The sequence below is a fragment of the Polaromonas sp. P4_F9 genome (genome assembly GCF_056401235.1).
This window is the reverse complement of sequence record NZ_JBFUJT010000031.1, coordinates 50,532-73,087: the sequence shown is the minus strand read 5'-3', so window position 1 is coordinate 73,087 and position 22,556 is coordinate 50,532. Positions and strand designations below refer to the sequence as shown.

Sequence of the window (22,556 nt, the reverse complement as noted above, 5' to 3'; positions counted from 1 at the left end):
GCCCACAGCGTGGGGCGCAGGTTGGGGTCGAACGACACGCTGCGGCCGGCGGCGCGCATCAGGTCCATGGTCTTGCGGGCAACGGGCAGGGTGGTTGCCGAGATGGCCGGAAACACGCCGGTGGCATGCAGATGGCGGGCCGACAGCAGCCAGGCTTCGTCAATGTCGGCGACGCCCATGTAGCTGGCGGCAGAGCCCTTGCGGTGGTATTCCGTCGGCGGGTCGCTGCCGTCAGTGACCTTACCCTTGAACTGGAAGCCGGTTTTTTGCGTCGCATCGCAGACCACGTGCGAGCAGTCGATGCCTTCGGCGGCCATGGCGGCCAGCAGATAACGGCCCATGGAGTCTGTGCCCAGGCGGCTGGCCCAGCCGACCTTCAGGCCCAGGCGCGCCAGGCCGATGGCGACATTGGTCTCCGCGCCGGCGGTGCGCTTGTGAAAGGCCTCGGCATGCTCGAGCGGGCCGGGCCGGTCGGCAACCAGCAGCATCATGGCTTCGCCAAAAGTAATAACGTCCAGCGTACTGGTCATCAGGGGGCTCTCCTGCTGTTGGGTGAAAGCGTGGGGCCGCGGCTTTGAAGGTTTTGAAGCAGCGGGCCGGATAGACTTGATTGTGAAATCGGTTTCAGTGAATTATAAAAGAAGCATGACTTGCGCCGCAACCGGGAATCTCCAGGGTTCCCAGGCATTCTTCCCGTAAATCTGGCGGCTAAGCAGTCCGGTGAGGCACGGAGGAGCCGCGCGGCACCAGCCGGCCGGACAGCAAAATCTGGCGCGGCGGCAGGTCCAGGCCTTTGAGGCGCTCAATCAGGCAGCCGGCGGCCAGCTGGCCCAGTTCGTCGGTCGGCTGGGCGATGGTGCTCAGGCCCGGGCCCACATAAGGCGACCACTCGGTTTCGTCAAAACCCACCAGGCCCACCTCGGAGCCAAAGCGCCAGCCCAGCCGCGCCATGGCCGCCACCACCCGCAGGGTCACCACGGCGTTGCTGGAGACCACGCCGGGCAGACGCTCGCCGGCGCGCTGGCGCAAGTCACGCAGGGCCTCGTCCAGCCCTTGCGTGTCGTCTGCCGCGCTTTCAAACGTGTGGCCTGCCAGCCCTGGCGTATCCGCCGCAGACTCGCCGATAAAGTTGCGAAACGCGCTTTCGCGCTCCATGCGTGAGCTCACATCCTTCAGCGGCTCCGAGACAAAAAGCAGCTCGCGGTAGCCGGCGTCCACCAGGTGGCGGGCGCCCACCCGCACGGCGCCGGCGTTGTCGAGCGACACGAAGTCGGCCTGCATGTCCTGGTGGCGCCGGTCCACCAGCACCACCGGCTTGGCGTGGTGCGCGGCCTCGGCGGCTGCGCCGGCATCGCGGCCCAGCGTGTTCAGAATCAGCCCTTCCACCTGGTAGGCGGTCAGGGCCTCGATGGCCTCGGTCTCACGCCGGCTGTCGTTGCCCAGGTTGAATAGCATGAGCAGGTAACCGGCCTCCTGACAGGCTTTTTCGGCACCCCGCAGCACCGCCACGGAATACGGGTTGGTCACATCGGCCACCACCAGGCCAATCAGGCGCGAGCGGCCCCGTTTCAGCGCCTGGGCCATGGGGCTGGGGCTGAAGCCCAGCGCGGCGACGGCGACTTCCACGCGAGCCGCAATGTCCGGCGTGAGCAACCTCTCGCGATGGTTCAGAAACCGTGACACCGTGGCTTTGGAGACACCCGCCTCCCGCGCCACATCAGCGATGGTGGCGCGGGCCGCAGGCTGCGCGGCGGAAAGAGGGTGCAAATTTTTCTTGCCGGTCATGGGGTGGGGATGGCAGGTTCTGAAACCAGTTTCAGCGAATGGTAGCACCAGTCTGTTCCTCAAGGGCTGTCGATCTGACGCGGGATTTGACGAATGATGGCGCGCGGCCTGAACTGATCGGCCAGAACCGCTTGCCTGCGGATTTTTTTGGGGGGGCGGCGGTCAGCAGCGCCACCGCGCCGTGTCAGCCGGCAGCTGACAAACACAGGGCCTGGCCGCCTATAACTCCGGGCGGCGGCTGGCGCGAATATTCCATGTAGCTCCATGCAACTTCCATGCAAACCAGCCAAGGAATCGCCATGAATCTGAACCTGAATCCGCGCCCCGTTTCGGACGCCGAACATTTTGCTGACCAGCGGACTGCTCGTGCGCCTGAAGCCCCGGCCAAGGTCCGCAGCCGCCATCCCCTGTTGCGGGCAGGCATTGCCTTTTTGATTGCGGCACTGGCCAGCATGGCCGCCTCTGCTGTGGTACACAACATGCTGCCATCCATGCTGGCGGGGGGATGACGATGGCCGCCTCCAGCCCCTCCCCCGATCACGGCGTGCCCATCGGAACGGGGTCGTCCGATGAGCCTGCGCAGGTTAGCGGGGCAGATACGCCGGTGGCCGCTGCTGACAGTGCGGTCCCGGAAAGAGGGCCCCGCAGCCGGTCAAGAAACCATGAAGAACCGGAACTCAGGAGTGAGCCCGACCTTCCCTCGGACGGCCCTGACGAGGAGGGCGAGGCCATGATCCGCGAATTGTCGCTCCGGCCCGAATTGTCTGATCCGGCCGCACAGCCCGAATCCGAACCGACGGAAAAGTAATAGCCATGGCCACCAGCCCTGATGTGCCGCCACCCGAGCCCGTACCACCGTTGCCCACGCCGCCTGATCCCGGTGAGGTGCAGCCCACGCCCATGCCCGTCGACATCGAATAAGGGCCAACCGGCGCAAGGCCGTCTTCCTGCGCGTCATGGTCATGGAGTAGCGCTTACCGGTAATACCGCGCGCCAGCCCCTCTCGTGCGGAGCCGCGGCGCAACACGACCGGAAACCAAAAGGCGGATGCAGTCTAGGACTTGCGGCCCGAGCCTGATTTTTTCCCGCCGCCGGTGGTTTTGTTCACTGTGGCCCAGGCGCGTTTTTCGGCTGTGGCTTTGCTGACGCCCTGTTTTTCATAGCCTTCCTCGATATGTTCGGCTTGGCGTTTTTGCTTGTCGGTGTAACTTGACTTGTCTCCGCGTGGCATGGCGCTCTCCAAGGTTAGGGTAAGGGGACTTGCGTCCCTTATGAAATCACCCTGCCGCGGCGGCGGTGTCAACCAGTATTGACGCTGCGTGTAGGACAAGTATCCATGCGGGCCATTGAACCGGCGCACCGGCATGCCCCCCTGAGGACCAGGCGGGCGTTGACGCAAGGCCGCCATGAGCCAGCTGGGCCCCCGGTCATCCTTTTCAAAATTGAGGCAAAAAACGGGGCGACTATCGCCCCGCTGTCAGGCTGTGCAAGCGGGAAGTCAGCTGAGGCCGCTCTGGTTACCCCCTGGGTTGCCTGGCTGATCGATTGTCTGATTGCCTTTCTGGTTGTCCGCCTGGCTGCCGCCCTGGTTACCGCCTTCGCTGCTGGCCTGGCCTCCTTTGCGGCCCGCCTCGCTGGCTTCCTCGGAGGTGAACTGATGGGCCTTGCCGCTCTGGTGCGCAGCCTTGCCCCCTTCGCTGGCAATTTCCCGCTGACGTTGCGGGTCCATCGAGGCGAAACCTCGCTCGGACTTGCCGCTGCGCTGGTTGTCGCCCCGGTTATCCCCCTGGTTCTGGTTACCCTGGTTGCCTTGATTCCCTTGATTGCTGGAAGCCATTAAAAAGTCTCCTTCAGGATTGAAACAACGCTTTGACTGACGGATTGCTCCGGTCGCGTTGCCGTTGAAGTGGCGGGCACCATTGCCCGCCACAGTTTCAATTTAGGGGTGCCAGGGGGAGCTATCTGTCAGTCCTGCCGGGCTGGCGATGTAGGACAGACGGAAGACGAAATTCGAGGTAAATCCCGATGGCTGGCGCGGGGAATTTGCCTTGCTATCGGCCCCCAGCCCCGTCAGGCCAGGCCGCGTCGGCATACAGCACAGCGACGCTGGGCGCAATAGCTGCCCGGCAGAAGGCGAAAAATCCCTACAGGCGGGCAAGGCAGCGTCTCATGGGGAAAACGTGCAGTCTGGCTACATTGAAATCTGGCTGAACACCGGCCAATCCCCGTTTAAAAAAGGAAATACCTACATGCACGCATCCAAATTGAAATCCGCTGCCACGACGGCGCTGGCCTTGTCTGCTTTGCTGGCGCTGGGCGCTTGCGGCAAGAAAGTGGACGACGCCGCCACGAAATCGACACCCTCGCCGGAACCCATGACGAGCCCTTCCACCACGCCCGGCTCCACAGGTTCCACCAGCGGTTCTACCGGGTCTACGGGTTCCTCGGGTTCTACTGGGTCCAGTGCCGGCGCCATGTCGGGCAGCACCCCCATGGGAACCGATACGACGGGTTCAGCAGCGACACCACCGGCAGCGGCAGTCAGCGGCGCCCGCAACTGAGTCGTCACTGGATCGTCCCGCAGCACAGGATGAGAAAGCTGCCAGAAAACTCCAGGGCGTTGTGCGCGCCACGGCGTTTTTTCAGCAGGGCCTGAAGGGTTTCAGCCCTGCGCCACTGGCCGGTCCGGGTCGCTGCACCAGTCGCTCCAGCTGCCCGCATACAGGCCTGTGCGACCCAAGCCCGCGATTTCCATCGCGATCAGGTTGGGCACCGCGCTGACACCGCTGCCGCAGTGGTGAACGACGGTGGCCGGATCGCGCTGGCCCAGCAAGGCTTCAAACTCGGCTTTCAGTTGCGCTGCCGGTTTGAATTTGCCGTCGGCGCCGAGGTTCTGGCTGAAAGGCCGGTTCAGCGCACCGGGAATGTGGCCGGCCACCGGGTCCAGTGGCTCCACCTCGCCCCTGAAACGGGGTGCGGCACGTGCATCTATCAGTGTCTGGCCGGAGCGTCCGAGTTGTTCGGCCACGGTCTGCGCATCGACGAGCTTGGCCCGCGCAGGGGAGAKCAGAAAAGTCGCCGCAAAGTGCGCGGGTTCTTCGCCGCTGTTGACGTCGCCTCCCGCTGCCTGCCAGGCCTGCAGCCCGCCATCGAGCACCGCCACCCTGTCGTGGCCGGCCCATTTGAGCATCCACCACAGCCGGCCGCAATAGTTGGCACCATTGCGGTCGTAGACGACGGCCTGCATGTCATTGGCAAAGCCGACGCTGGACAGCCAGGTGGCAAATTTTTCACGATTGGGCAGCGGGTGGCGCCCGCCTGAGGCGGGGGCGTCGGCGCCGGTGGCCGTGATCACGCCATGGGCGCCCGGCACCCCGTGCCTGGCGGTCAGGGCCTTGTCCAGGTCGGCGTACACGGCGCCGGGAATGTGCGCCTCCAGGTATTGCTGTTCTCCAGCGTGCGGCTGCATCAGGTCAAAGCTGCAGTCAAACACGCGCAGGCGTTGGCCCCGGGCCATCAGCCCCTGCAGCCGCTCCACAGAAATCAGGGTGGTGTAGTTCATCTCAATGCTCCTTCACTTGCAGGTCAATGCTCTTCGGCGGGCGCGTTAGGTGCCGCATTTGCCCGCAGCACGGTGGCAACAATCGCGCTGACAATAATGAGCGCCATCCCGGCCCAACCCATCAGGGGAATATTGTCGCCAAACAGGATCAGGCTGTAGAGCGCCGCAAACACAATGCCAGAGTACTGCAGGTTGGCGACCATCAGGGTTCCGCCATGGCCATCGGAGGTGGAAGACATCGAATACGCCTTGGTCATGGCCAGTTGGCCGAGAGAAGCCAGAATCCCCAACGGAGGCAGCCAGAGCGCATGTTGCCAGTGCCAGGGCGAAATCCCCGTGACCAGCATGCCCAGGGCGCCAGCCACTGTAGTACCCACTGCAAAATAAAATACTGTACGCGTTTCGGGCTCACCCATGCGCGAAATCGCCATCACCTGCATGTAGGCAAATGCGGCTCCCAGTCCGGACAGCAGTCCCACGAGGCCGGCAAAGGTCTGGTTCTGGTCCATGGCCGGGCGCAGCAGCATGACCACGCCGGCGAAGCTGGCCAGAATCGCCAGTACCAGCGGGCCCTGGCTGGTTCCCCGCTTGTTGGGACGACCGAGCATGAGCGAGCCGCCCACCAAAAACGCGGCAATCCAGACGCTGCTCATGTAGTTGAGCGTCATCGCGGTGGCCAGCGGCAGGTGTGCAATCGCATAAAACCAGGCCGACAGCGCCACCACGCCGACGACGCTTCGCCACGCATGCATGGCGGGCACGCTGGTGCGCAGAGAGGTGCCGGCAGCGCGGGCATAGGCGGCCATGAAAAGAATGCCCAGCACGCCGCGGTAAAACACCAGCTCGGCGCTGTTGAAGTGTTGGGAGGCGTACTTGACGCAAACCCCCATCGTGGCAAACAGGAACGAGGAGGCGATCATCCAGACGGCTTGCATCGTGTGTGGTCGTCCGCAGATTTTTCAGGCGTAAAAAAAGGCCGTAACCCGGTACGGGTCCGGGTTGGCAGCCATCAAGTGCATAGCGAGGGGCATGCCCTCAGATCATCTGCGTTGTTTTGCTGGCGCCCATTTCGCGGCGGTACCACTCGTGAAAGTGCTGCATGCCGTCTTCCATGGGGCTCTGGTAGGGGCCGAATTCGTTGTCGCCGCGCTGCATCAGCGCCTTGCGGCCGGCGTCCATGCGCAGCGCGATTTCGTCGTCTTCCACGCAGGTTTCCATGTAGGCGGCCTGCTGCGCTTCGATGAACTCGCGCTCGAAGGCGCAGATTTCCTCGGGGTAGAAAAACTCGACCACGTTGAGTGTCTTGTCGGGGCCCTGCGGGTGCAGCGTGCTGACCACCAGCACATGCGGGTACCACTCGACCATCACGTGCGGATAGTAGGTGAGCCAGATCGCGCCGTATTTGGGCGCCACGCCCTGGCGGTATTGCAGCACGACGTCATGCCATTTTTTGTAGGTGTCGGTGCCGGGCTTGCCCAGCTTGTCGGACACGCCCACGGTTTGCACCGAGTAACTGGGTGTTAGTTCCCAGCGCAGATCTTCCGTGGTGACAAACCCGCCCAGTCCGGGGTGGAAAGGGCCCACATGGTAGTCCTCAAGGTAGACCTCGATAAAGGTCTTCCAGTTGTAGTTGCATTCATGCAAGTGGACCTTGTCCAGCTGGTAGCCGGCAAAATCCAGGTCGGCCCTTGTGGCCAGCTGCGACATCTCGCCGGCGATGTCCCGGCCGTTGTCTTCGAACACCAGGCCATTCCAGGTGGTGGTTTTGTAGCGGTTGAGGTTCAGGCAGGGATCAATTTCGAAGTGCGGTGCGCCGATCAGTTCGCCCGAGGTGTTGTAGGTCCATCGGTGCAGCGGGCACACGATGTTGCTGTCGGCCCCGTTGCCCAAAGAGCCGCGCCCCTGCAGCATGGTCGACTGGCGATGCCTGCAGACATTGGAAATCAGTTCAATGCCTGACCTGTTGCGCACCAGTGCGCGGCCTTCACCCTCATGGGGCAGCGCATAAAAGTCGCCCAGGTTGGGTACCGCGAGCTCATGGCCCAAGTAGCGCGGCCCGCGGGCAAACAGCTTTTGCTGCTCCCGCTGGTACAGGCCGGTGTCAAAGTAGCTGGAGATGGGGAGCTGGCTGGTGGCCTGCAGCAGGCGAAGGCTTAGATCAGACATGCAATTTTGGTGAACATGCCGCAGCACGCGGGCTTGGGAGGCAGGTAAATCAGCAGGTTGGGCAACCGCCAATGGAGGGAACAAGGCTGGAGGGCTGCACTGCGGGCCCGGGGCGAAGTTATCAAGTGCTGTTATCGAGAACTGTTATCAATTGTACCCCGGTGGGTGGTTTAGGGGGATATTCCCAACCCGTCATCGGATAATGGTGTTGTGCCTCCGAGAACCCGCCGGGGAACCTAAAACGGACCTGCAACGGCCTAAAATCAGACCCTCACCCAATTACCATGGCCAAAAGCTCCCCTTCTCCTGTCCCTGCCGCCGCTTCAGCAACCAGCGGATCCTCGGCGCCTCCATTGCCTGCCAGCTATGAAGCGGCCCTGCAGGAGCTTGAGGGTCTGGTGGCTGGCCTCGAGTCGGGCCAGTTGCCGCTGGACCAGTTGCTCACGGGCTACCAGCGTGGGGCGCAGTTGCTTAAGTTTTGCCGCGACAAGCTCGAGGCCGTGGAAACCCAGATCAAGGTCCTGGAGGGCACGGAGCTCAAGCCCTGGGTGCAAGAGTAGGGTGAGAGCAAGAGTAAGAGTAAGAGCAATTCTCAGGGTCATCCCTGAATACAAGTCATCAGAGACCATATAGAGACCATAGCTTGAACGCCCCTGAAAAACTGCCCTTGTTTATGTTGAGCGCCTGGAGCGCACAGCAGCTTGAAACTATCGAGCAGGCCTTGTCCCGCTGGGTGGCTTGCCCGACCGATGCGCCGGCACCCGCAGGCCTGGGCGATGCCATGCGTTATGCCGTGCTCGACGGTGGCAAGCGCCTGCGTCCGCTGCTGGTGATGGCTGCCTGCGAAGCCGTGAATGGCAACGTCGAAGCCGCGCTGCGCTCAGCCTGTGCGGTCGAGCTGATTCATGCGTACTCGCTGGTGCATGACGACATGCCGTGCATGGACAACGACGTGCTGCGCCGTGGCAAACCGACGGTGCACGTCAAGTTCGGCGAGGCGCAGGCGCTGCTCGCGGGTGACGCCCTGCAAGCCCTGGCCTTTGAATTCCTCACACCCGACGATGGCTCGGTGGATGCCGCCACGCAGGCACGCCTGTGCCGCATGCTGGCGCAGGCCGCGGGCTTTCAGGGCATGGCCGGCGGTCAGGCGATAGACCTGGCCAGTGTGGGCCTGCCCTTGACGTCCGGGCAACTGCATGAGATGCACCGCCTCAAAACCGGCGCACTGCTGCAGGCCAGCGTGATGATGGGCGCGGCCTGCGGCGCCGCGCCGCTGGCCGCGCAGCACGCCCTGCGCGAGTACGGCGCGACGGTCGGCCTCGCATTCCAGGTGGTGGACGACATTCTCGATGTCACCGCCGACTCGGCCACGCTGGGTAAAACAGCCGGCAAGGACGCGGCCCAGGACAAGCCCACTTTTGTCTCGCTGATGGGACTGCAGGCGTCCAAAGACTACGCGCAGCAACTGCTGGGCAAGGCCCTGGCCAGTCTTGACGCCAGCGGGCTCGGCAACACCCATGCCTTGCATGCGTTGGCCGACATGCTGGTCAATCGCCACCACTAGGAGCCGGGGACCGGCCTCGCCATAACAGACACACCACGATGTACCCATTGCTCGAAACCATCAACAGCCCCGCAGACCTGCGCAGGCTGCCCCGCGCCCAGCTCAAGGCCCTGGCTGACGAGCTGCGTGCCTTCGTGCTCGACAGCGTGTCCAAGACCGGTGGGCATCTGAGCTCCAACCTTGGCACGGTAGAACTGACGGTGGCGCTGCACTATGTTTTCAACACGCCCGAGGACCGGCTGGTCTGGGATGTGGGCCACCAGACCTATCCGCACAAAATCCTCACGGGGCGGCGAGATCGCATGGGCAGCCTGCGCCAGTTTGGCGGTTTGTCGGGTTTTCCGCGCCGGGACGAGAGCCCGTACGACACCTTCGGCACCGCGCATTCCTCGACCTCGATTTCTGCCGCGCTGGGCATGGCGCTGGCGGCCCACCAGCAGGGGGAAGACCGCCATGCGGTCGCCATCATCGGTGACGGCGCCATGAGCGCAGGCATGGCCTTTGAAGCCCTGAACAACGCGGGCGTGCACGACCACTGCAAATTGCTGGTGGTGCTCAATGACAACGACATGAGCATCAGCCCTCCCGTGGGCGCGCTGAACCGCTATCTCGCGCAGCTGATGAGCGGGCGCTTTTACGCATCCGCCAAGCATGTGGGCAAGCAGGTGCTGCGCGTGGCGCCGCCGCTGCTGGAACTGGCCAAGCGCCTGGAAGCGCATGCCAAGGGCATGGTGGTGCCGGCCACGCTGTTTGAAAATTTCGGCTTCAACTACATCGGCCCCATCGACGGCCACGATCTGGAGTCGCTGGTCCCCACGCTGGAAAACATCAAGCACCTGATGGACACCCAGGGCGGCCCGCAGTTCCTGCACGTGGTCACCAAAAAAGGGCAGGGCTACAAGCTGGCCGAAGCCGACCCCATCGCCTACCACGGCCCCGGCAAGTTTGACCCGGCCATGGGCCTGCAAAAATCCAGTGCGCCCGCCAAGCGAACCTTCACACAGGTGTTCGGCCAGTGGCTGTGCGACATGGCGGAACAGGACAAGCGCCTGGTCGGCATCACGCCCGCCATGCGGGAAGGCTCGGGCATGGTCGAGTTTCACAAGCGCTTCCCGGGCCGCTACCACGACGTGGGCATTGCCGAGCAGCATGCGGTGACCTTTGCAGCCGGCATGGCCTGCGAGGGGCTCAAGCCCGTGGTCGCGATTTACTCGACCTTTTTGCAGCGTGGCTATGACCAGCTGATTCACGATGTGGCGCTGCAAAACCTGCCGGTGGTGTTTGCACTCGACCGCGCCGGCCTGGTCGGCGCCGACGGTGCCACGCATGCGGGCGCCTACGACATTCCGTTTTTGCGCTGCGTTCCTAACATGAGCGTGGCGTGCCCGGCCGATGAGAACGAGTGCCGAAAACTGCTGAGTTCGGCGTTTGAGCAAAACCATCCCGTGGCCGTGCGCTATCCGCGCGGTGCGGGCGCCGGCGTCGAACCCGAGCCGGGCCTGCAGCCGCTGCCCTTTGGCAAAGGCGAGATTCGCCGCGAAGGTTCAGGCATTGCGATCCTGGCGTTTGGCACGCTGCTCTATCCTGCCTTGCAGGCGGCCGAGAAGCTGGGAGCCACCGTCGTCAACATGCGCTGGGCCAAGCCGCTGGATACCGAATTGCTGCTCAAGGTGGCGGCTGGCCACGAGGCACTGGTCACGCTGGAAGAGGGCGCCATCATGGGCGGGGCCGGCAGTGCCGTGGGCGAAGCGTTGCAGGCCGCCGGCCTCGTCAAACCGCTGTTGCACCTGGGCCTGAAGGACGAATTCATCGAGCATGGCGACCCCGCCAAGCTGCTGGCGCTGCAAGGCCTGGACGCGACCGGTATTGAAGCCGCCGTCATGGCGCGTTTTGGATCTGTGCTGCAGCCAGAAAAGTCCGGCAAGCCTGCCAAGCCGGCACTCAAGTCGGTCGCCTGAGTTCTCGCATCTCTTCACTGGTTGAATCTAGCGTCCAGTTTTCCGCAGGATGCCCTTCGATACCTCAGGGTGAACGGCGGAGAAGGCGAACGCGAGGTTTCTACATTCCAGCCGGGGCCACGGAACCGGCTTCGCCGGGCCGCAGGCGCAGCGGCCCCCTCGGAGGGGCAGAGAGCTACGCGCAGCGAGCGAACGTGGGGGCCACGCCGACAGCTTCCCGTCAGGTCTTCGAGGGTAAACCCGAGGGGGTGCAGTACGCCCCATTTTTACAATTCCCGAGGTCTTAGCAAACTGCGCCACTGGCCGATCTGGCCAGTGCAGATTTCAATTCACAACTCGGAGTAAATCCTGATGGATCGTCGTTCCCTCATCAAGCATGCCGGCATTGCGGGCGTTCTGGCCGCTGGCGTCGCGCCTGCCGTTCATGCACAGGCCGCCGTTCGCTGGCGCCTCGCCTCGAGCTTTCCCAAGTCGCTGGACACCATTTACGGTGGCGCAGAAACTTTTGCCAGGCATGTCAAAGCCGTGTCCGGCGGCAAGTTTGAGATTTCCGTCCACGCGGCCGGCGAGCTGATGCCTGCTTTTGGTGTGGTCGATGGCGTGCAGCAGGGCTCGATTGAGGCTGCGCATACGGCGCCATATTACTTTTTCGGCAAGGATGAAACCTTTGCCATTGGCGGTGCGATTCCCTTTGGCCTGAACAGCCGCCAGATGAGTGCCTGGAGTTTCGAGGGCAACGGGCTGAAGCTGATGCGCGAGTTTTATGCCAGGTACAACATGATCAGTTTCCCTTGTGGCAACACCGGCGCCCAGATGGGTGGCTGGTACCGCAAGGAAATCAAGTCGCTGGCCGACATGAAAGGTCTGAAGTTCCGCGTGGGAGGTTTCGCCGGTAAAGTCATTGAGCGCCTGGGCGGCGTGCCGCAGAACATTCCCGGCGGCGAGATTTACCAGGCGCTGGAAAAAGGCACCATCGATGCTGCCGAATGGATCGGCCCCTACGATGACCAGAAGCTGGGCTTCAACAAGGTGGCGCCGAACTACTACTACCCTGGCTGGTGGGAGGGCGGCTTGCAGCTCGACCTGTACATCAACCAGAAAGCGTATGACGCGCTGACGCCCGAGTTCAAGGCCATTGTGGAAGTTGCCAGTGCCGCAGCGCATGTGGATATGCAGGCCAAATACGACACCAAAAACCCGACGGCCCTGAAGCAGCTCGTAGGTGCCGGCGCCAAGCTCCGCCCCTTCCCGGGCGATGTCATGAACGCGGCCTTCAAGGAATCCATGAAGCTCTATGAGGAGCTGTCCGCCAAGAATGAGAATTGGCGCAAGGTGTATGCGGACTACGCCAAGTTCCGCGGCGACCAGAACCTGTGGTTCCGCTTCACCGAAGCAACGTTTGACCGTTTCATGCAGGGCCAGAAGATGTAGCACAGTGTTGCGCTTTTGAGTCGCCGAAAAACCGCAGCAAGCTGCGGTTTTTTTTATGAGCGTCTACGGGTAAAAACCGGGGTCCGGTGATTTTTAAACTGACAAAATGTCGAGGCTTCGCCTGATCGTTACAGGTTGTCTTGCAATGTCTTGACCTCCTGAGCACGGTTCTGGCGAATCAAGGTCTAGCAAAACATTACATAACGTTCTAGGAGAGACTTCATGGATCGTCGTTCCCTTATCAAAAATGCCGGCTTGGCCGGTGTGCTGGCAGCCGGTGTCGCACCCGCAGTGCATGCGCAGGCTGCCATTCGCTGGCGGCTGGCTTCGAGCTTCCCCAAGTCGCTGGACACCATTTTTGGTGCGGCTGATATCTTCGCCAAATCCGTCAAAGCCATGTCGGGCGGCAAGTTTGAAATCTCGGTGCATGCCGCTGGCGAATTGATGCCGGCTTTTGGCGTGGTCGATGGCGTACAGCAGGGCTCCATTGAATGCGCCCACACAGCGCCTTACTATTTCTTTGGCAAGGACGAAACCTTTGCGCTGGGCTGCGCCATTCCTTTCGGCCTGAACAGCCGCCAGATGACGGCCTGGATGTACGAGGGCAACGGCATGAAGCTGATGCGCGAGTTCTACGCCAAGTTCAACATCATCAATTTCCCCGGCGGCAATACGGGCGCCCAAATGGGCGGCTGGTACCGCAAGGAAATCAAGTCGCTCAAGGACATCAAGGGCATGAAAATGCGCATCGGTGGCTTCGGCGGAAAAGTGCTCGAGCGTATTGGCGGCGTGCCGCAGAACATTCCGGGCGGTGAGATTTACGCCGCGCTGGAAAAAGGCACGATCGACGCCGCCGAATGGGTGGGTCCGTACGATGACCAGAAGCTGGGCTTCAACAAGGTGGCGCCCAACTATTACTACCCAGGCTGGTGGGAAGGTGGTCCCCAGTTGGACTTCTTCATCAACAACAAGGCATTTGAAGCACTGTCCCCGGAAAACAAGGCGATTGTGGAAGCAGCGGCAGCCCAGGCCCACTCTGACATGCAGGCCAAGTACGATGCCCGCAACCCTGCTGCGCTCAAGCAGTTGGTGGGTGCCGGTACCAAGTTGCGCCCCTTCCCCAAGGACGTGATGAACGCCGCTTTCAAGGAGTCCATGGAGCTGTACAACGAGTTGTCGGCCAAGAACGAGAACTGGCGCAAGGTCTACGCTGACTTTTCGAAGTTCCGTGCCGAGCAGCACCTGTGGTTCCGTTTCACCGAGGGTACGTTTGACCGCTTCATGCAGGAACAAAAACTGTAATTGAAGACTCCGGCCTGAGACTCCGGCCTGTTTTAAAAAACCGCATTTCGATGCGGTTTTTTTATGGGAGATTTGTCTGCGGGCGGTGACTAATTCGCGGGGAAAAGATATGTTCAAATAGGTTTCTCGCCGCCCGTGAAGTCAGAAAAAACGGGTCATGAATCCGCGTGATTGCTATCGGATGAGGCGGAAATGAGGCAGAAAAAATTGTTTTGTTTTTGTTTTTGTTGTTAGTTGACACATTCCCCAGGAGTACAACATGGATCGTCGCTCACTCATCAAAAACGCCGGTATCGCCGGTGTGCTGGCTGCCGGTGTCGCACCCGCGGTACATGCGCAGGCGGCCATTCGTTGGCGCCTGGCGTCGAGCTTCCCCAAGTCGCTGGACACGCTGTTTGGCGGTGCCGAGACTTTTGCCAAAGCCGTGCGCACCATGTCCGGCGGCAAGTTTGAAATCTCCACCCACGCCGCTGGCGAGCTGATGCCTGCTTTCGGTGTGGTGGATGGCGTGCAGCAGGGTTCGGTGGAAATGGCCCAAACCGCGCCTTATTACTTTTTCGGCAAGGACGAAACCTTCACGCTGGGCTGCGCGATTCCGTTCGGCCTGAACAGCCGCCAGCTCACTGCCTGGATGTACGAAGGCAACGGCCTGAAGCTGATGCGCGAGTTCTACGCCAAATACAACATCATCAACTTCCCCGGCGGCAACACGGGCGCCCAGATGGGTGGCTGGTTCCGCAAGGAGATCAAAAGCGTCAAGGACCTGAAGGGCCTGAAGTTCCGCATCGGCGGCTTCGCCGGCAAGGTCATGGAGCGCATGGGTGTGGTGCCGCAGAACATTCCGGGCGGTGAAATCTACACTTCGCTTGAAAAGGGCACCATCGACGCGGCCGAGTGGGTTGGCCCTTACGATGACCAGAAGCTTGGCTTTGTGAAGGTCGCGCCGTTCTACTACTATCCCGGCTTCTGGGAAGGCTCTGCGCAACTGGATTTCTTTATCAACCAGAAGGCCTGGGACAGCCTGTCGGCTGAAAACAAGGGCATTGTCGAGGCTGCATGCTCGCAGGCCCACGTTGACATCCAGGCCAAGTACGACGCCCGCAATCCGCAGGCGCTGAAGCAGCTGGTGGCCAGTGGTGCCAAGCTGCGGCCGTTCCCGACGGACATGATGAACGAGGCGTTCAAGCATTCCATGGCGATCTACGAAGAAACCTCGGCCAAGAACGAGAGCTTCAAGAAGATTTACGCCGACCTGTCCAAGTTCCGCGCTGACCAGAACCTGTGGTTCCGCTTCACCGAAGGCACCTTCGACCGCTTCATGCAGGCGCAAAAGCTCTGAGGCTTTCCCCGCCAGCCCTCCCGCAAGTCAAGGCCGCCTTCGGGCGGCTTTTTCATGGGCGGTTGCGGAATGCCTTGAGTTCTGCAATCAGGCGTTCGAACTGGGCGATCATCTGTGGGTCGGCGGCGTAGAACACGTCGAACTTGCCCATCAGGGTACGCACATACAGCCGCGGCGCGATCAGCCAGTCGAGACCGGGCACGCGGATCAGTTTGCCGAAGGCCAGCTCGCGCAGCTCCATCTTTTTGTTCCAGATCCACGTCTGCTGCAGCATCTGCCCGTCAAGCCGGGTGACGCTGCGCAGGATGCACCACCATGTGTAGAACATCATTGCCATCGCGGCCAGCACCCAGACCAGCATGGAAGCTGCGCCGCCCGTCACCTTGCCGCCCCACCACAGTTGTGCAAACCAGCCCGCCGCTCCGAATACCACGGCACTGGCCAGCAGCTTGAACAGGCGCGAAAAGGCGGGACCTTCGACCGCAGGGGCTCCGGAGGGCGTGAAGCGAAAGGGCGGTGGCCCCAGCGCTTCAAGAGGGGTGTTGTTCATTTCTTGAACAGCTCGTCGAGCTTCTTCTGCTCGTCGGCGGCGTTCTGGGTGTCGCGCTGACCCTGCGTTTCGCCCGGATTGAGCTCGGCAGGCTTGTCATCGATGGCTTCAGCGGGCATCTCGATCTTCACCTTGTCGATGTCGATCTTTTCCTCTTTGTCGAGAAACACGGTGACGGTTTGCGGCACGAAAATCACAATCGTCACGAGCACCAGCTGCATCGCCACCCAGGGAATGGCGCCGAGGTAGATGTCGTTGGACTTGATGGCTTTGGGAATGCGGCCTTCCTTGAACAGCGTGTCGGCAATACCGCGCAGGTAAAACAGTGCAAAGCCGAACGGTGGGTGCATGAAGCTGGTCTGCATGTTCACGCACAGCAACACGCCAAACCAGATCAGGTCAATACCCAGCTTGTCGGCAACCGGCCCCAGCATGGGCAGGATGATGAAGGCGATCTCAAAGAAGTCGAGGAAGAAGGCCAGGAAGAAAATAAAGAGGTTGACAGCGATCAGGAAGCCCGTCTGTCCACCGGGCAGGCCGCTGAGCATGTGTTCCACCCACTTGGCGCCATCGACACCCTGAAACACCATGGAAAAGACGCGAGCGCCGATCAGGATAAACACCACCATGGCGGTCAGCCGCATGGTACCGAGCATGGCTTCCCAGATCAGCGGGCGGGTCAGCCGCTTATGCATGGCCGCCAGAATCAACGCGCCGACCACGCCCATGGCGCCGGCTTCCGTAGGCGTCGCGATGGCGGTGTTGATTCCTGGCAGACCGCCCATGGAACCCAGTACGGCGAAAATGAGAATTGCAGAGGGGATGATGCCGCGCAGGCATTTGGCCCACAGGGCCCAGCCGTTCAGGGTACGGGCATCTTTGGGCACGCCTGGCACATGATGGGGTTTGAAGACGCCCAGCATGAAGGTGTAGCCGGCAAAAATCAACACCTGCAGGATGGAGGGGCCCCAAGCGCCCTTGTACATGTCGCCGACGGAGCGGCCCAGCTGGTCGGCCATGACAATCAGTACCAGCGACGGCGGTACCAGCTGGGTGATGGTGCCGGAGGCGGCCAGCACACCGGTGGCATAACGCATGTTGTAGCCGTAGCGGATCATCACGGGCAGCGAGATCAACGCCATGGCAATCACCTGGCCGGCGACCGTGCCGGTGATGGCGCCCAGGATGAAGCCGACAATAATGACCGAGTAGCCCAGCCCGCCCTTGGCCGGGCCAAACAGCTGGCCCATGGAGTCAAGCATGTCTTCCGCCAGCCCGCACTTCTCCAGGATGGCGCCCATGAAGGTGAAGAAGGGAATGGCCAGCAGCAACTCGTTCGACAGGATGCCGAACATGTTGAGCGGCAGGTTGGACATGAAGCTGGCCGGGAACCAGCCCATCTGAATGGCCAGGAAGCCTGAGCCCAGCCCAAGTGCGGCTAGTGAGAAGGCGACCGGGAAGCCGATCAGCATGATCAGCACGAGGCCCGCGAACATGATCGGGGCAAAATTTTCCATCTGCATTTGGTAGTCCTGAGAGTATTTTTTTCTGGATGAACGATGGAGCGGTTTACTGAACCGGCTTTTCGTAATGGGTGTCCATCTCGAACTTGCCCTGCAGGTAGCAGATGCGCTTGATGATTTCGGACAGGCCCTGGACAAACATCAGACCGAAACCGAGCGGTAGCAGCAGCATGGCGGGCCAGCGGATCAGGCCACCGGCATTGGGCGACATCTCGCCCGACTGGTACATGCTCACAAACAGCGGCCAGCTCAGGTAGGACAACAGGCCCATGACGGGAAGCAGAAAGAAGATCAGGCCAAACAGGTCGACATAGACCGGCCCGTAACCCTTGAGCTTGCCGTAAATGATGTCCACGCGCACATGCTCATTGAGCTTGAGCACCACCGGCGCACCCAGCATGACCATGGCCGCGAACAGATACCACTGGATTTCGAGCCAGGCATTGGAGCTGATGTCCAGGCCATAACGCACGAAGGCGTTGCCCGCTGAAATCAGCGCGGCCAGTAGCACCGTCCAGGCGGCGATTTTGCCAAACCGGGTGGAAATCCAGTCATAGGCGAGGGCGAGTTTGAGTAATGCGGACACGGACTGTCTCCGAAAAGTTTTTTTTGAATGAAGAAGTGCCCGCGAGCGGTCACCAAGGCCTGAATGGTACGCTGTCTGCCTCGTGCGCCACTGAATAAAGACTGACAAAAAAGTTTCGGGTTTACCCTAGTTTTCTTGCGCTGCCCGGCCCTGTGTTCGGGCCTTATTCCGGCGCAGCAGACCGGGCGTTAGTTTTTAGTGTCAGTAGACGCTAAGGCCATGCCCCGTGGTGATCTCGCCAATCACGGCGGCCTCGCCAAAACCCTGGGCCTGAAAAATCGCCATGACCTCGGCTGCGGCATCCGGGCTGCAGGACACCAGCAAGCCGCCGGAGGTTTGCGGATCGCTGAGCAGCGCCCGGTCCACCTCGGCAAAGGAGGATGGCAAGGTGATCTCCTGGCCATAACTGGCCCAGTTGCGCCCCGACGCGCCGGTGATGCAGCCTTGCGCCGCCAGCTCGCGCGCACCGGCGATGAGCGGGATGCGGGACCACTCGAGCCTGGCCTGCAGGCCGGCGCCGCGTGCCAGTTCCAGCCCGTGGCCGGCCAGGCCGAAGCCTGTGATGTCGGTCAGCGCATGCACGCCTTCGAGTTGGGCCAGTGCGATACCGGGCTTGTTGAGCTGGGTGGTCAGGGCGATCATGCGGGCATATCCTTCGGCGGGAAGGACTTCCTTCTTGAGCGCAGCCGACAGGATGCCGATGCCCAGGGGTTTGCCCAGCACCAGCACGTCGCCGGCGCGGGCACCCGAGTTTTTCTTGACCCGCGAGGGGTGAACCAGGCCCATCACGACGAGACCGTAGATCGGTTCCACCGAGTCAATGGTGTGGCCGCCCGCAATCGGAATGCCGGCATCGCGGCAGACATCCTGCCCGCCGCGCAGGATGGCACCAATGGTTTCCAGCGGCAGCACGTTGATGGGCATGCCCACCAGGCCCAGCGCCATGATGGGCGTGCCACCCATCGCATACACGTCGCTGATCGCGTTGGTGGCGGCGATGCGGCCGAAGTCGTAGGGGTCGTCCACGATGGGCATGAAGAAATCGGTGGTCGCAATCAGCGCCTGTTCGTCATTGAGCTGGTAAACGGCGGCGTCGTCAGCGGTTTCAATGCCGACCAGCAACTGCGGTGGGATCGGCAGGTTGCTGGAATTTTTGAGGATCTCGCTGAGCACGCCCGGGGCAATCTTGCAGCCACAGCCGCCGCCGTGCGACAGGCTGGTCAATCTGGGCGTGGCGGGCGGGGTCGTTGTCGAAATCGGGTCAGGCGCATTCATGATGAATCTTTCAGGCAGGCTGGCGGGGCGCGGTGTGAGGGGGTTGCCCCAGGGTAGAAGTCACCAAGTTTATGACAAGGCGTTTTTCCTCCCGAGGGTCAAACAGATACGCGCGCTGCCCGCATTGCTTTTGCAGCCGCGCCAGGAAATCCGGCTCAAGCGCGCAGCGCCGCACCAGCGCGGCAAGCTGTGCGTCGTCGCCCAGTGCAAAGTAGCCCGCGTAATCCGCCCCCAGCATGCCCACATTGCCGCTGATGCGCGAAGCCAGCACCGGCGTGCCCGACTGGACAGCTTCCAGGATGACGTGGGCTCCCCCCTCCATCCGGGAGCAGTTCACCAGCACATGCGCCCGCTTGATGCGCTGACGCGTTTCCGCGCGCGGCAGGCCACCCAGCCAGCGGTAGCGTGGCGTGCGCCGCGCGGTCGCGCGGGCTGCCTCTTCAAACTGGGGCGCCAGCGCCAGGCCGATCTGGTCAAAATGAATGCCGGGCGGCAAGTCCCTGCAAGCGGCCTGCATGTAGGTCAGCGGATCCTTTTCCTCGCGCAAATGGCCGACCATCAGCGCACGGAAGCTGCGGCTGGATTTGACGGCGGGCCGCAGCGCCGGGGCTGACTGGTACACCACCTGTGCCTTGCCGCGCCATGCGACGGGCAGCGCGGCCAGGCCGGCTTCCTGCAACACCACCAGGCGGGACGCGAGCGCCAGTGATTGCTGCGCATCGGCGTCGGTATGGATGTCGCGGTAGAGATCGGTGCCGGTCAGCACCACAATCAGTGGTTTGTCCGGGTGTGCTTTTGCCCAGGCCTGGATGGAGGGCGCCGAGCGGCGGGCATGCAGGGCGATCATGGCCTGGGGGGCGGGGCTTCGGGCCGCCAGCGCTTCCGGGGAAGGCGTCCACGTCGAAGTCAATGCGATGTCACAATGACTCGATAGAAATTGGGCCCAGCGGTGCGCGGTATGCCAGTTGCCGTTGTTGGCGTCGGCCGTCGCCGGGCTTACGAGGACTACTGTTTTGGTTTCAGATTCCATACCCCACCCGTCATCCGGTTCGCCGGAAAATTCACCCGCCATGGCCACCTCAGACCTGATCGATTCTTCCCTGATACGCAGTGCGGGGCGGGAGCTGCTGTCGCTGGCGTTGATGGATGCGCGCAATCATACGCTGCACCTCTTTGCCCAGTACCAGAAGGCGCTGGAGGGGGTGAATTTCGCCGTCCCGCAACTGGCCACGATCAATCCCCCCTTGTGGGAACTGGGCCATGTGGGCTGGTTTCAGGAGTGGTGGATCGGCCGCAACATGCAGCGCGCGCTGGGCACGCGCTGTGAGCCCGCCCATCCCCGGCTGGCGTCCATCGAGCCGAACGCCGACCGCTGGTGGGATTCCACCCATGTGCCGCACGACACACGCTGGACGCTGGATGTGCCCGACATGAGCCGCTGCCGTGCGTATTTGCTGGACACGCTGGAAAGCACGCTGGATTTGCTGGGCAAGGCGGCAGAGGATGACGAGGCCMTGTATTTTTACCGCCTCTGCCTCTTCCATGAGGACATGCATGGCGAAGCTTTTGTCTATACGGCCCAGACCCTGGGGCTGCCGCTGGACAGGCCTTTGCAGGAGGCCTTGACCCCGGCGCCGATGGCGGTGCGCGAACCCCTGCTGATTCCGGCGACCGTCTGGCAGATGGGCAGCGCCGGCGGGGCGCTGGGCAGTGGCTTTGCCTTTGACAACGAGAAGGCGGTCCACCCGATCAGCGTGCCCGAGTTTGAAATTGACGCGCAGCCCGTCACCTGGGCCCAGTTTGTGGAGTTTGTGGATGACGGCGGCTATGACCGCCAGGAGCTGTGGCAGGCCGAAGGCTGGCAGTGGCTGCAAGGCCAGGCGGCCGGCGAAGGCCGCCGGGGCCCGCGTTACGTGGATCAGATCGGCGTGGCCAGCGGCGCCGTCATGCAGACCCGCTTTGGCCGGCCCATGCGCATGCTGGGCAACCAGCCGGCCATGCACATGACGTGGTGGGAGGCCGACGCCTGGTGCCGCTGGGCCGGGCGCCGCCTGCCCGCCGAAGTCGAGTGGGAAGTTGCCGCCCACACGGCGGCGCGCCGTGGCTTTCGCTGGGGCGATGTGTGGGAGTGGATGGGCACGACCTTCCGCCCCTATCCGGGTTTTGCACCCGACCCTTATCGTGAATATTCCGAGCCCTGGTTTGGCAGCCACAAGGTGCTGCGTGGTGCCTCCATGGCCACCCGGGCGCGCATGAAAAGCCCGAAATACCGGAACTTCTACCTGCCTGACCGCGATGACATCTTTTGCGGATTCAGGTCCTGCTCGCTATAAAAATAATAGCTTTATGCCCTTATGCCCAATAATTGATTGGGTCAGGGCTCTTTTTTATTGATTTTTTCCTTGCGGTAGTTCCACCACGGCAGGGTGGCACGCAGGGACAGCACCTTGCCGCTCTGGGCCAGATCGCCGTGGTAGCCCGGCAGCCTGTCCAGGGTGGCCTGCCACTCGGGGCTTTGCAGCTCTTTCACCAGGGCCTGCACCTGCGGCTCGGGCAGGGCCGACTTCAGGCACACCAGGTGGTAGCGCTCCTGGGTCAGGGGTACAAAGCCCAGGCCTTGTTCGCGGGCAGCCGCTTCAATGCCCAGCCCCGCATCTGCGGCACCGCTGGCAACGGCCTGCGCCACGGCGGCGTGCGAGGGTTCCTGGCTCGCGTAGCCCTGTATATCGGAGGGGCGCATGCCGGCCTGCGCGAGCAGTTCATTCAGCAGCACGCGCGTGCCCGTGCCCTCGGCGCGGTTGACATAGCGCAGGCCGGCCCGTTTCAAATCCATCAGGCCCGTGAGGCCCAGCGGGTTGTTTCTGGCCACGATCAGGCCCTGGGTGCGGTGGGCAAATCCGATCAGTTTGTGCAGGCCGGGCTTGAGCAGGCTGCGGTAGGTGTGCGCCGCCACCGACTTGCTGGTGGGTTGATCCAGCGTGTGAAAGCCGGCCATCATGCAGCGCCCGGCGTTCAGTGCGGCAATCGCGTCCACGCTGCCCATGAAGCGGATGTCCAGGTGCAGGCCGCGGGAGCCCGCCTGCTCGCGCAGCGCCGACAGCGCCGCATCGTGGCTGGCATACAGCGTCAGGACGTGGGCATTGTCGTCAAAGGCGGTTGAGAAGGCGCGTTCAATGTCGCTGGTCAGGGCTTCGATCTGCGGCGCCAGCCGGGCTTGCGCCTGACGCTCTGCCCACAGCAGTTTTTCACCAAACTCGGTCAGGCGCGCGGGCTGGCCCTTGTCCCAGACAATCAGCGAGCGTCCCAGCGTCTGCTCCCAGTTCTTGAGCTCGCCCCAGACATGGCGGTAGGACAGGCCCAGCGCTTTCGCAGCCGAAGAAATTGAGCCGTGCTCGTTCACCGCATGCAACAGGTCCATCAGCGGGTTGCGGATCAGCGCATCGGGGCCACGGCTGGTGCCGAGTGAATAGGACAGTTCGACCTTGTGCATGATGGGCAATTGTGGGGCAGGGCGA

General features: G+C 62.3%; 22 protein-coding genes. 8 read left to right on the top strand and 14 right to left on the bottom strand.

What is annotated here, in order from left to right; genetic code table 11:
* On the bottom strand, positions 1-530 hold a 530-nt coding region (locus AC1DUB_RS22525; protein WP_477731402.1), incomplete at its 3' end, for a sugar kinase.
* Positions 531-708: 178 nt separating this feature from the next.
* A complete protein-coding gene (locus tag AC1DUB_RS22520) occupies positions 709-1,785 on the bottom strand; it encodes a LacI family DNA-binding transcriptional regulator (protein WP_477731401.1) in 1,077 nt (358 codons plus the stop codon).
* Positions 1,786-2,084: 299 nt separating this feature from the next.
* Here AC1DUB_RS22520 and AC1DUB_RS22515 point away from each other — a divergent pair, with 299 nt between their 5' ends.
* On the top strand, positions 2,085-2,294 hold the full coding sequence (locus tag AC1DUB_RS22515; protein WP_477731400.1) for a hypothetical protein: 210 nt from the start codon (positions 2,085-2,087) through the stop codon (positions 2,292-2,294).
* 545 nt (positions 2,295-2,839) lie between these two features.
* Here AC1DUB_RS22515 and AC1DUB_RS22510 read toward each other — a convergent pair.
* The 6 genes from AC1DUB_RS22510 to AC1DUB_RS22485 all read right to left on the bottom strand — a co-directional run bounded on the left by AC1DUB_RS22510 (position 2,840) and on the right by AC1DUB_RS22485 (position 7,513).
* Positions 2,840-3,016, bottom strand: a complete 177-nt coding sequence (locus AC1DUB_RS22510) for a hypothetical protein (protein WP_477731399.1) — start codon at positions 3,014-3,016, stop codon at positions 2,840-2,842.
* Positions 3,017-3,283: 267 nt separating this feature from the next.
* Complete coding sequence (locus AC1DUB_RS22505; protein WP_477731398.1) at positions 3,284-3,622, bottom strand: KGG domain-containing protein; 339 nt, start codon at positions 3,620-3,622, stop codon at positions 3,284-3,286.
* Positions 3,623-4,030: 408 nt separating this feature from the next.
* A complete protein-coding gene (locus tag AC1DUB_RS22500) occupies positions 4,031-4,354 on the bottom strand; it encodes a hypothetical protein (protein ID WP_477731397.1) in 324 nt (107 codons plus the stop codon).
* 93 nt (positions 4,355-4,447) lie between these two features.
* On the bottom strand, positions 4,448-5,347 hold the full coding sequence (locus AC1DUB_RS22495) for a sulfurtransferase (protein ID WP_477731396.1): 900 nt from the start codon (positions 5,345-5,347) through the stop codon (positions 4,448-4,450).
* A gap of 23 nt (positions 5,348-5,370) precedes the next feature.
* Positions 5,371-6,282: a DMT family transporter gene (locus AC1DUB_RS22490; RefSeq protein WP_477731395.1), complete on the bottom strand. Its 912-nt coding sequence runs from the start codon at positions 6,280-6,282 to the stop codon at positions 5,371-5,373.
* Between the two features lie 100 nt (positions 6,283-6,382).
* Positions 6,383-7,513, bottom strand: coding sequence for an aromatic ring-hydroxylating oxygenase subunit alpha (locus AC1DUB_RS22485; RefSeq protein ID WP_477731394.1), 1,131 nt, complete (start codon positions 7,511-7,513; stop codon positions 6,383-6,385).
* A 284-nt stretch (positions 7,514-7,797) separates the two neighbouring features.
* Here AC1DUB_RS22485 and AC1DUB_RS22480 point away from each other — a divergent pair, with 284 nt between their 5' ends.
* From AC1DUB_RS22480 to AC1DUB_RS22455, 6 genes are all read left to right on the top strand, one after another.
* The gene (locus tag AC1DUB_RS22480; protein WP_477721530.1) at positions 7,798-8,073 is read left to right on the top strand and encodes an exodeoxyribonuclease VII small subunit; all 276 of its coding nucleotides are present in this window, start codon (positions 7,798-7,800) and stop codon (positions 8,071-8,073) included.
* A 113-nt stretch (positions 8,074-8,186) separates the two neighbouring features.
* Positions 8,187-9,077 carry a polyprenyl synthetase family protein gene (locus AC1DUB_RS22475; protein WP_477731404.1) on the top strand — a complete coding sequence of 297 codons (891 nt, stop codon included), beginning with the start codon at positions 8,187-8,189 and terminating at the stop codon, positions 9,075-9,077.
* A gap of 38 nt (positions 9,078-9,115) precedes the next feature.
* Complete coding sequence (gene dxs, locus AC1DUB_RS22470) at positions 9,116-11,035, top strand: 1-deoxy-D-xylulose-5-phosphate synthase (RefSeq protein ID WP_477731393.1); 1,920 nt, start codon at positions 9,116-9,118, stop codon at positions 11,033-11,035.
* A 351-nt stretch (positions 11,036-11,386) separates the two neighbouring features.
* Positions 11,387-12,466: a TRAP transporter substrate-binding protein gene (locus AC1DUB_RS22465; protein ID WP_477731392.1), complete on the top strand. Its 1,080-nt coding sequence runs from the start codon at positions 11,387-11,389 to the stop codon at positions 12,464-12,466.
* Positions 12,467-12,688: 222 nt separating this feature from the next.
* On the top strand, positions 12,689-13,768 hold the full coding sequence (locus AC1DUB_RS22460) for a TRAP transporter substrate-binding protein (RefSeq protein WP_477731391.1): 1,080 nt from the start codon (positions 12,689-12,691) through the stop codon (positions 13,766-13,768).
* Positions 13,769-14,027: 259 nt separating this feature from the next.
* Positions 14,028-15,107 (top strand): TRAP transporter substrate-binding protein, encoded by a 1,080-nt coding sequence (locus AC1DUB_RS22455; RefSeq protein WP_477731390.1) that lies wholly within the window; start codon positions 14,028-14,030, stop codon positions 15,105-15,107.
* Between the two features lie 52 nt (positions 15,108-15,159).
* On the opposite strand, the gene AC1DUB_RS22450 is transcribed toward AC1DUB_RS22455, so the two are convergent.
* From AC1DUB_RS22450 to senB, 5 genes are all read right to left on the bottom strand, one after another.
* Positions 15,160-15,657, bottom strand: a complete 498-nt coding sequence (locus tag AC1DUB_RS22450) for a hypothetical protein (protein WP_477718714.1) — start codon at positions 15,655-15,657, stop codon at positions 15,160-15,162.
* Positions 15,654-17,180, bottom strand: coding sequence for a TRAP transporter large permease (locus AC1DUB_RS22445; RefSeq protein ID WP_477731389.1), 1,527 nt, complete (start codon positions 17,178-17,180; stop codon positions 15,654-15,656). Before AC1DUB_RS22445 ends, AC1DUB_RS22450 begins: the two co-directional genes overlap by 4 nt.
* Positions 17,181-17,226: 46 nt before the next feature.
* On the bottom strand, positions 17,227-17,766 hold the full coding sequence (locus tag AC1DUB_RS22440) for a TRAP transporter small permease subunit (RefSeq protein ID WP_477718716.1): 540 nt from the start codon (positions 17,764-17,766) through the stop codon (positions 17,227-17,229).
* A 201-nt stretch (positions 17,767-17,967) separates the two neighbouring features.
* Complete coding sequence (gene selD / locus AC1DUB_RS22435; RefSeq protein WP_477731388.1) at positions 17,968-19,041, bottom strand: selenide, water dikinase SelD; 1,074 nt, start codon at positions 19,039-19,041, stop codon at positions 17,968-17,970.
* A gap of 10 nt (positions 19,042-19,051) precedes the next feature.
* Positions 19,052-20,071, bottom strand: coding sequence for a selenoneine biosynthesis selenosugar synthase SenB (gene senB, locus AC1DUB_RS22430; protein WP_477731387.1), 1,020 nt, complete (start codon positions 20,069-20,071; stop codon positions 19,052-19,054).
* 40 nt (positions 20,072-20,111) lie between these two features.
* Between senB and senA the strand changes: the two genes are divergently transcribed.
* A complete protein-coding gene (senA, locus tag AC1DUB_RS22425; protein ID WP_477731386.1) occupies positions 20,112-21,374 on the top strand; it encodes a selenoneine synthase SenA in 1,263 nt (420 codons plus the stop codon).
* A 41-nt stretch (positions 21,375-21,415) separates the two neighbouring features.
* Here the strand turns inward: senA and AC1DUB_RS22420 are convergent, their stop codons facing one another.
* On the bottom strand, positions 21,416-22,531 hold the full coding sequence (locus AC1DUB_RS22420; protein ID WP_477731385.1) for a substrate-binding domain-containing protein: 1,116 nt from the start codon (positions 22,529-22,531) through the stop codon (positions 21,416-21,418).
* Positions 22,532-22,556: the final 25 nt, after the last annotated feature.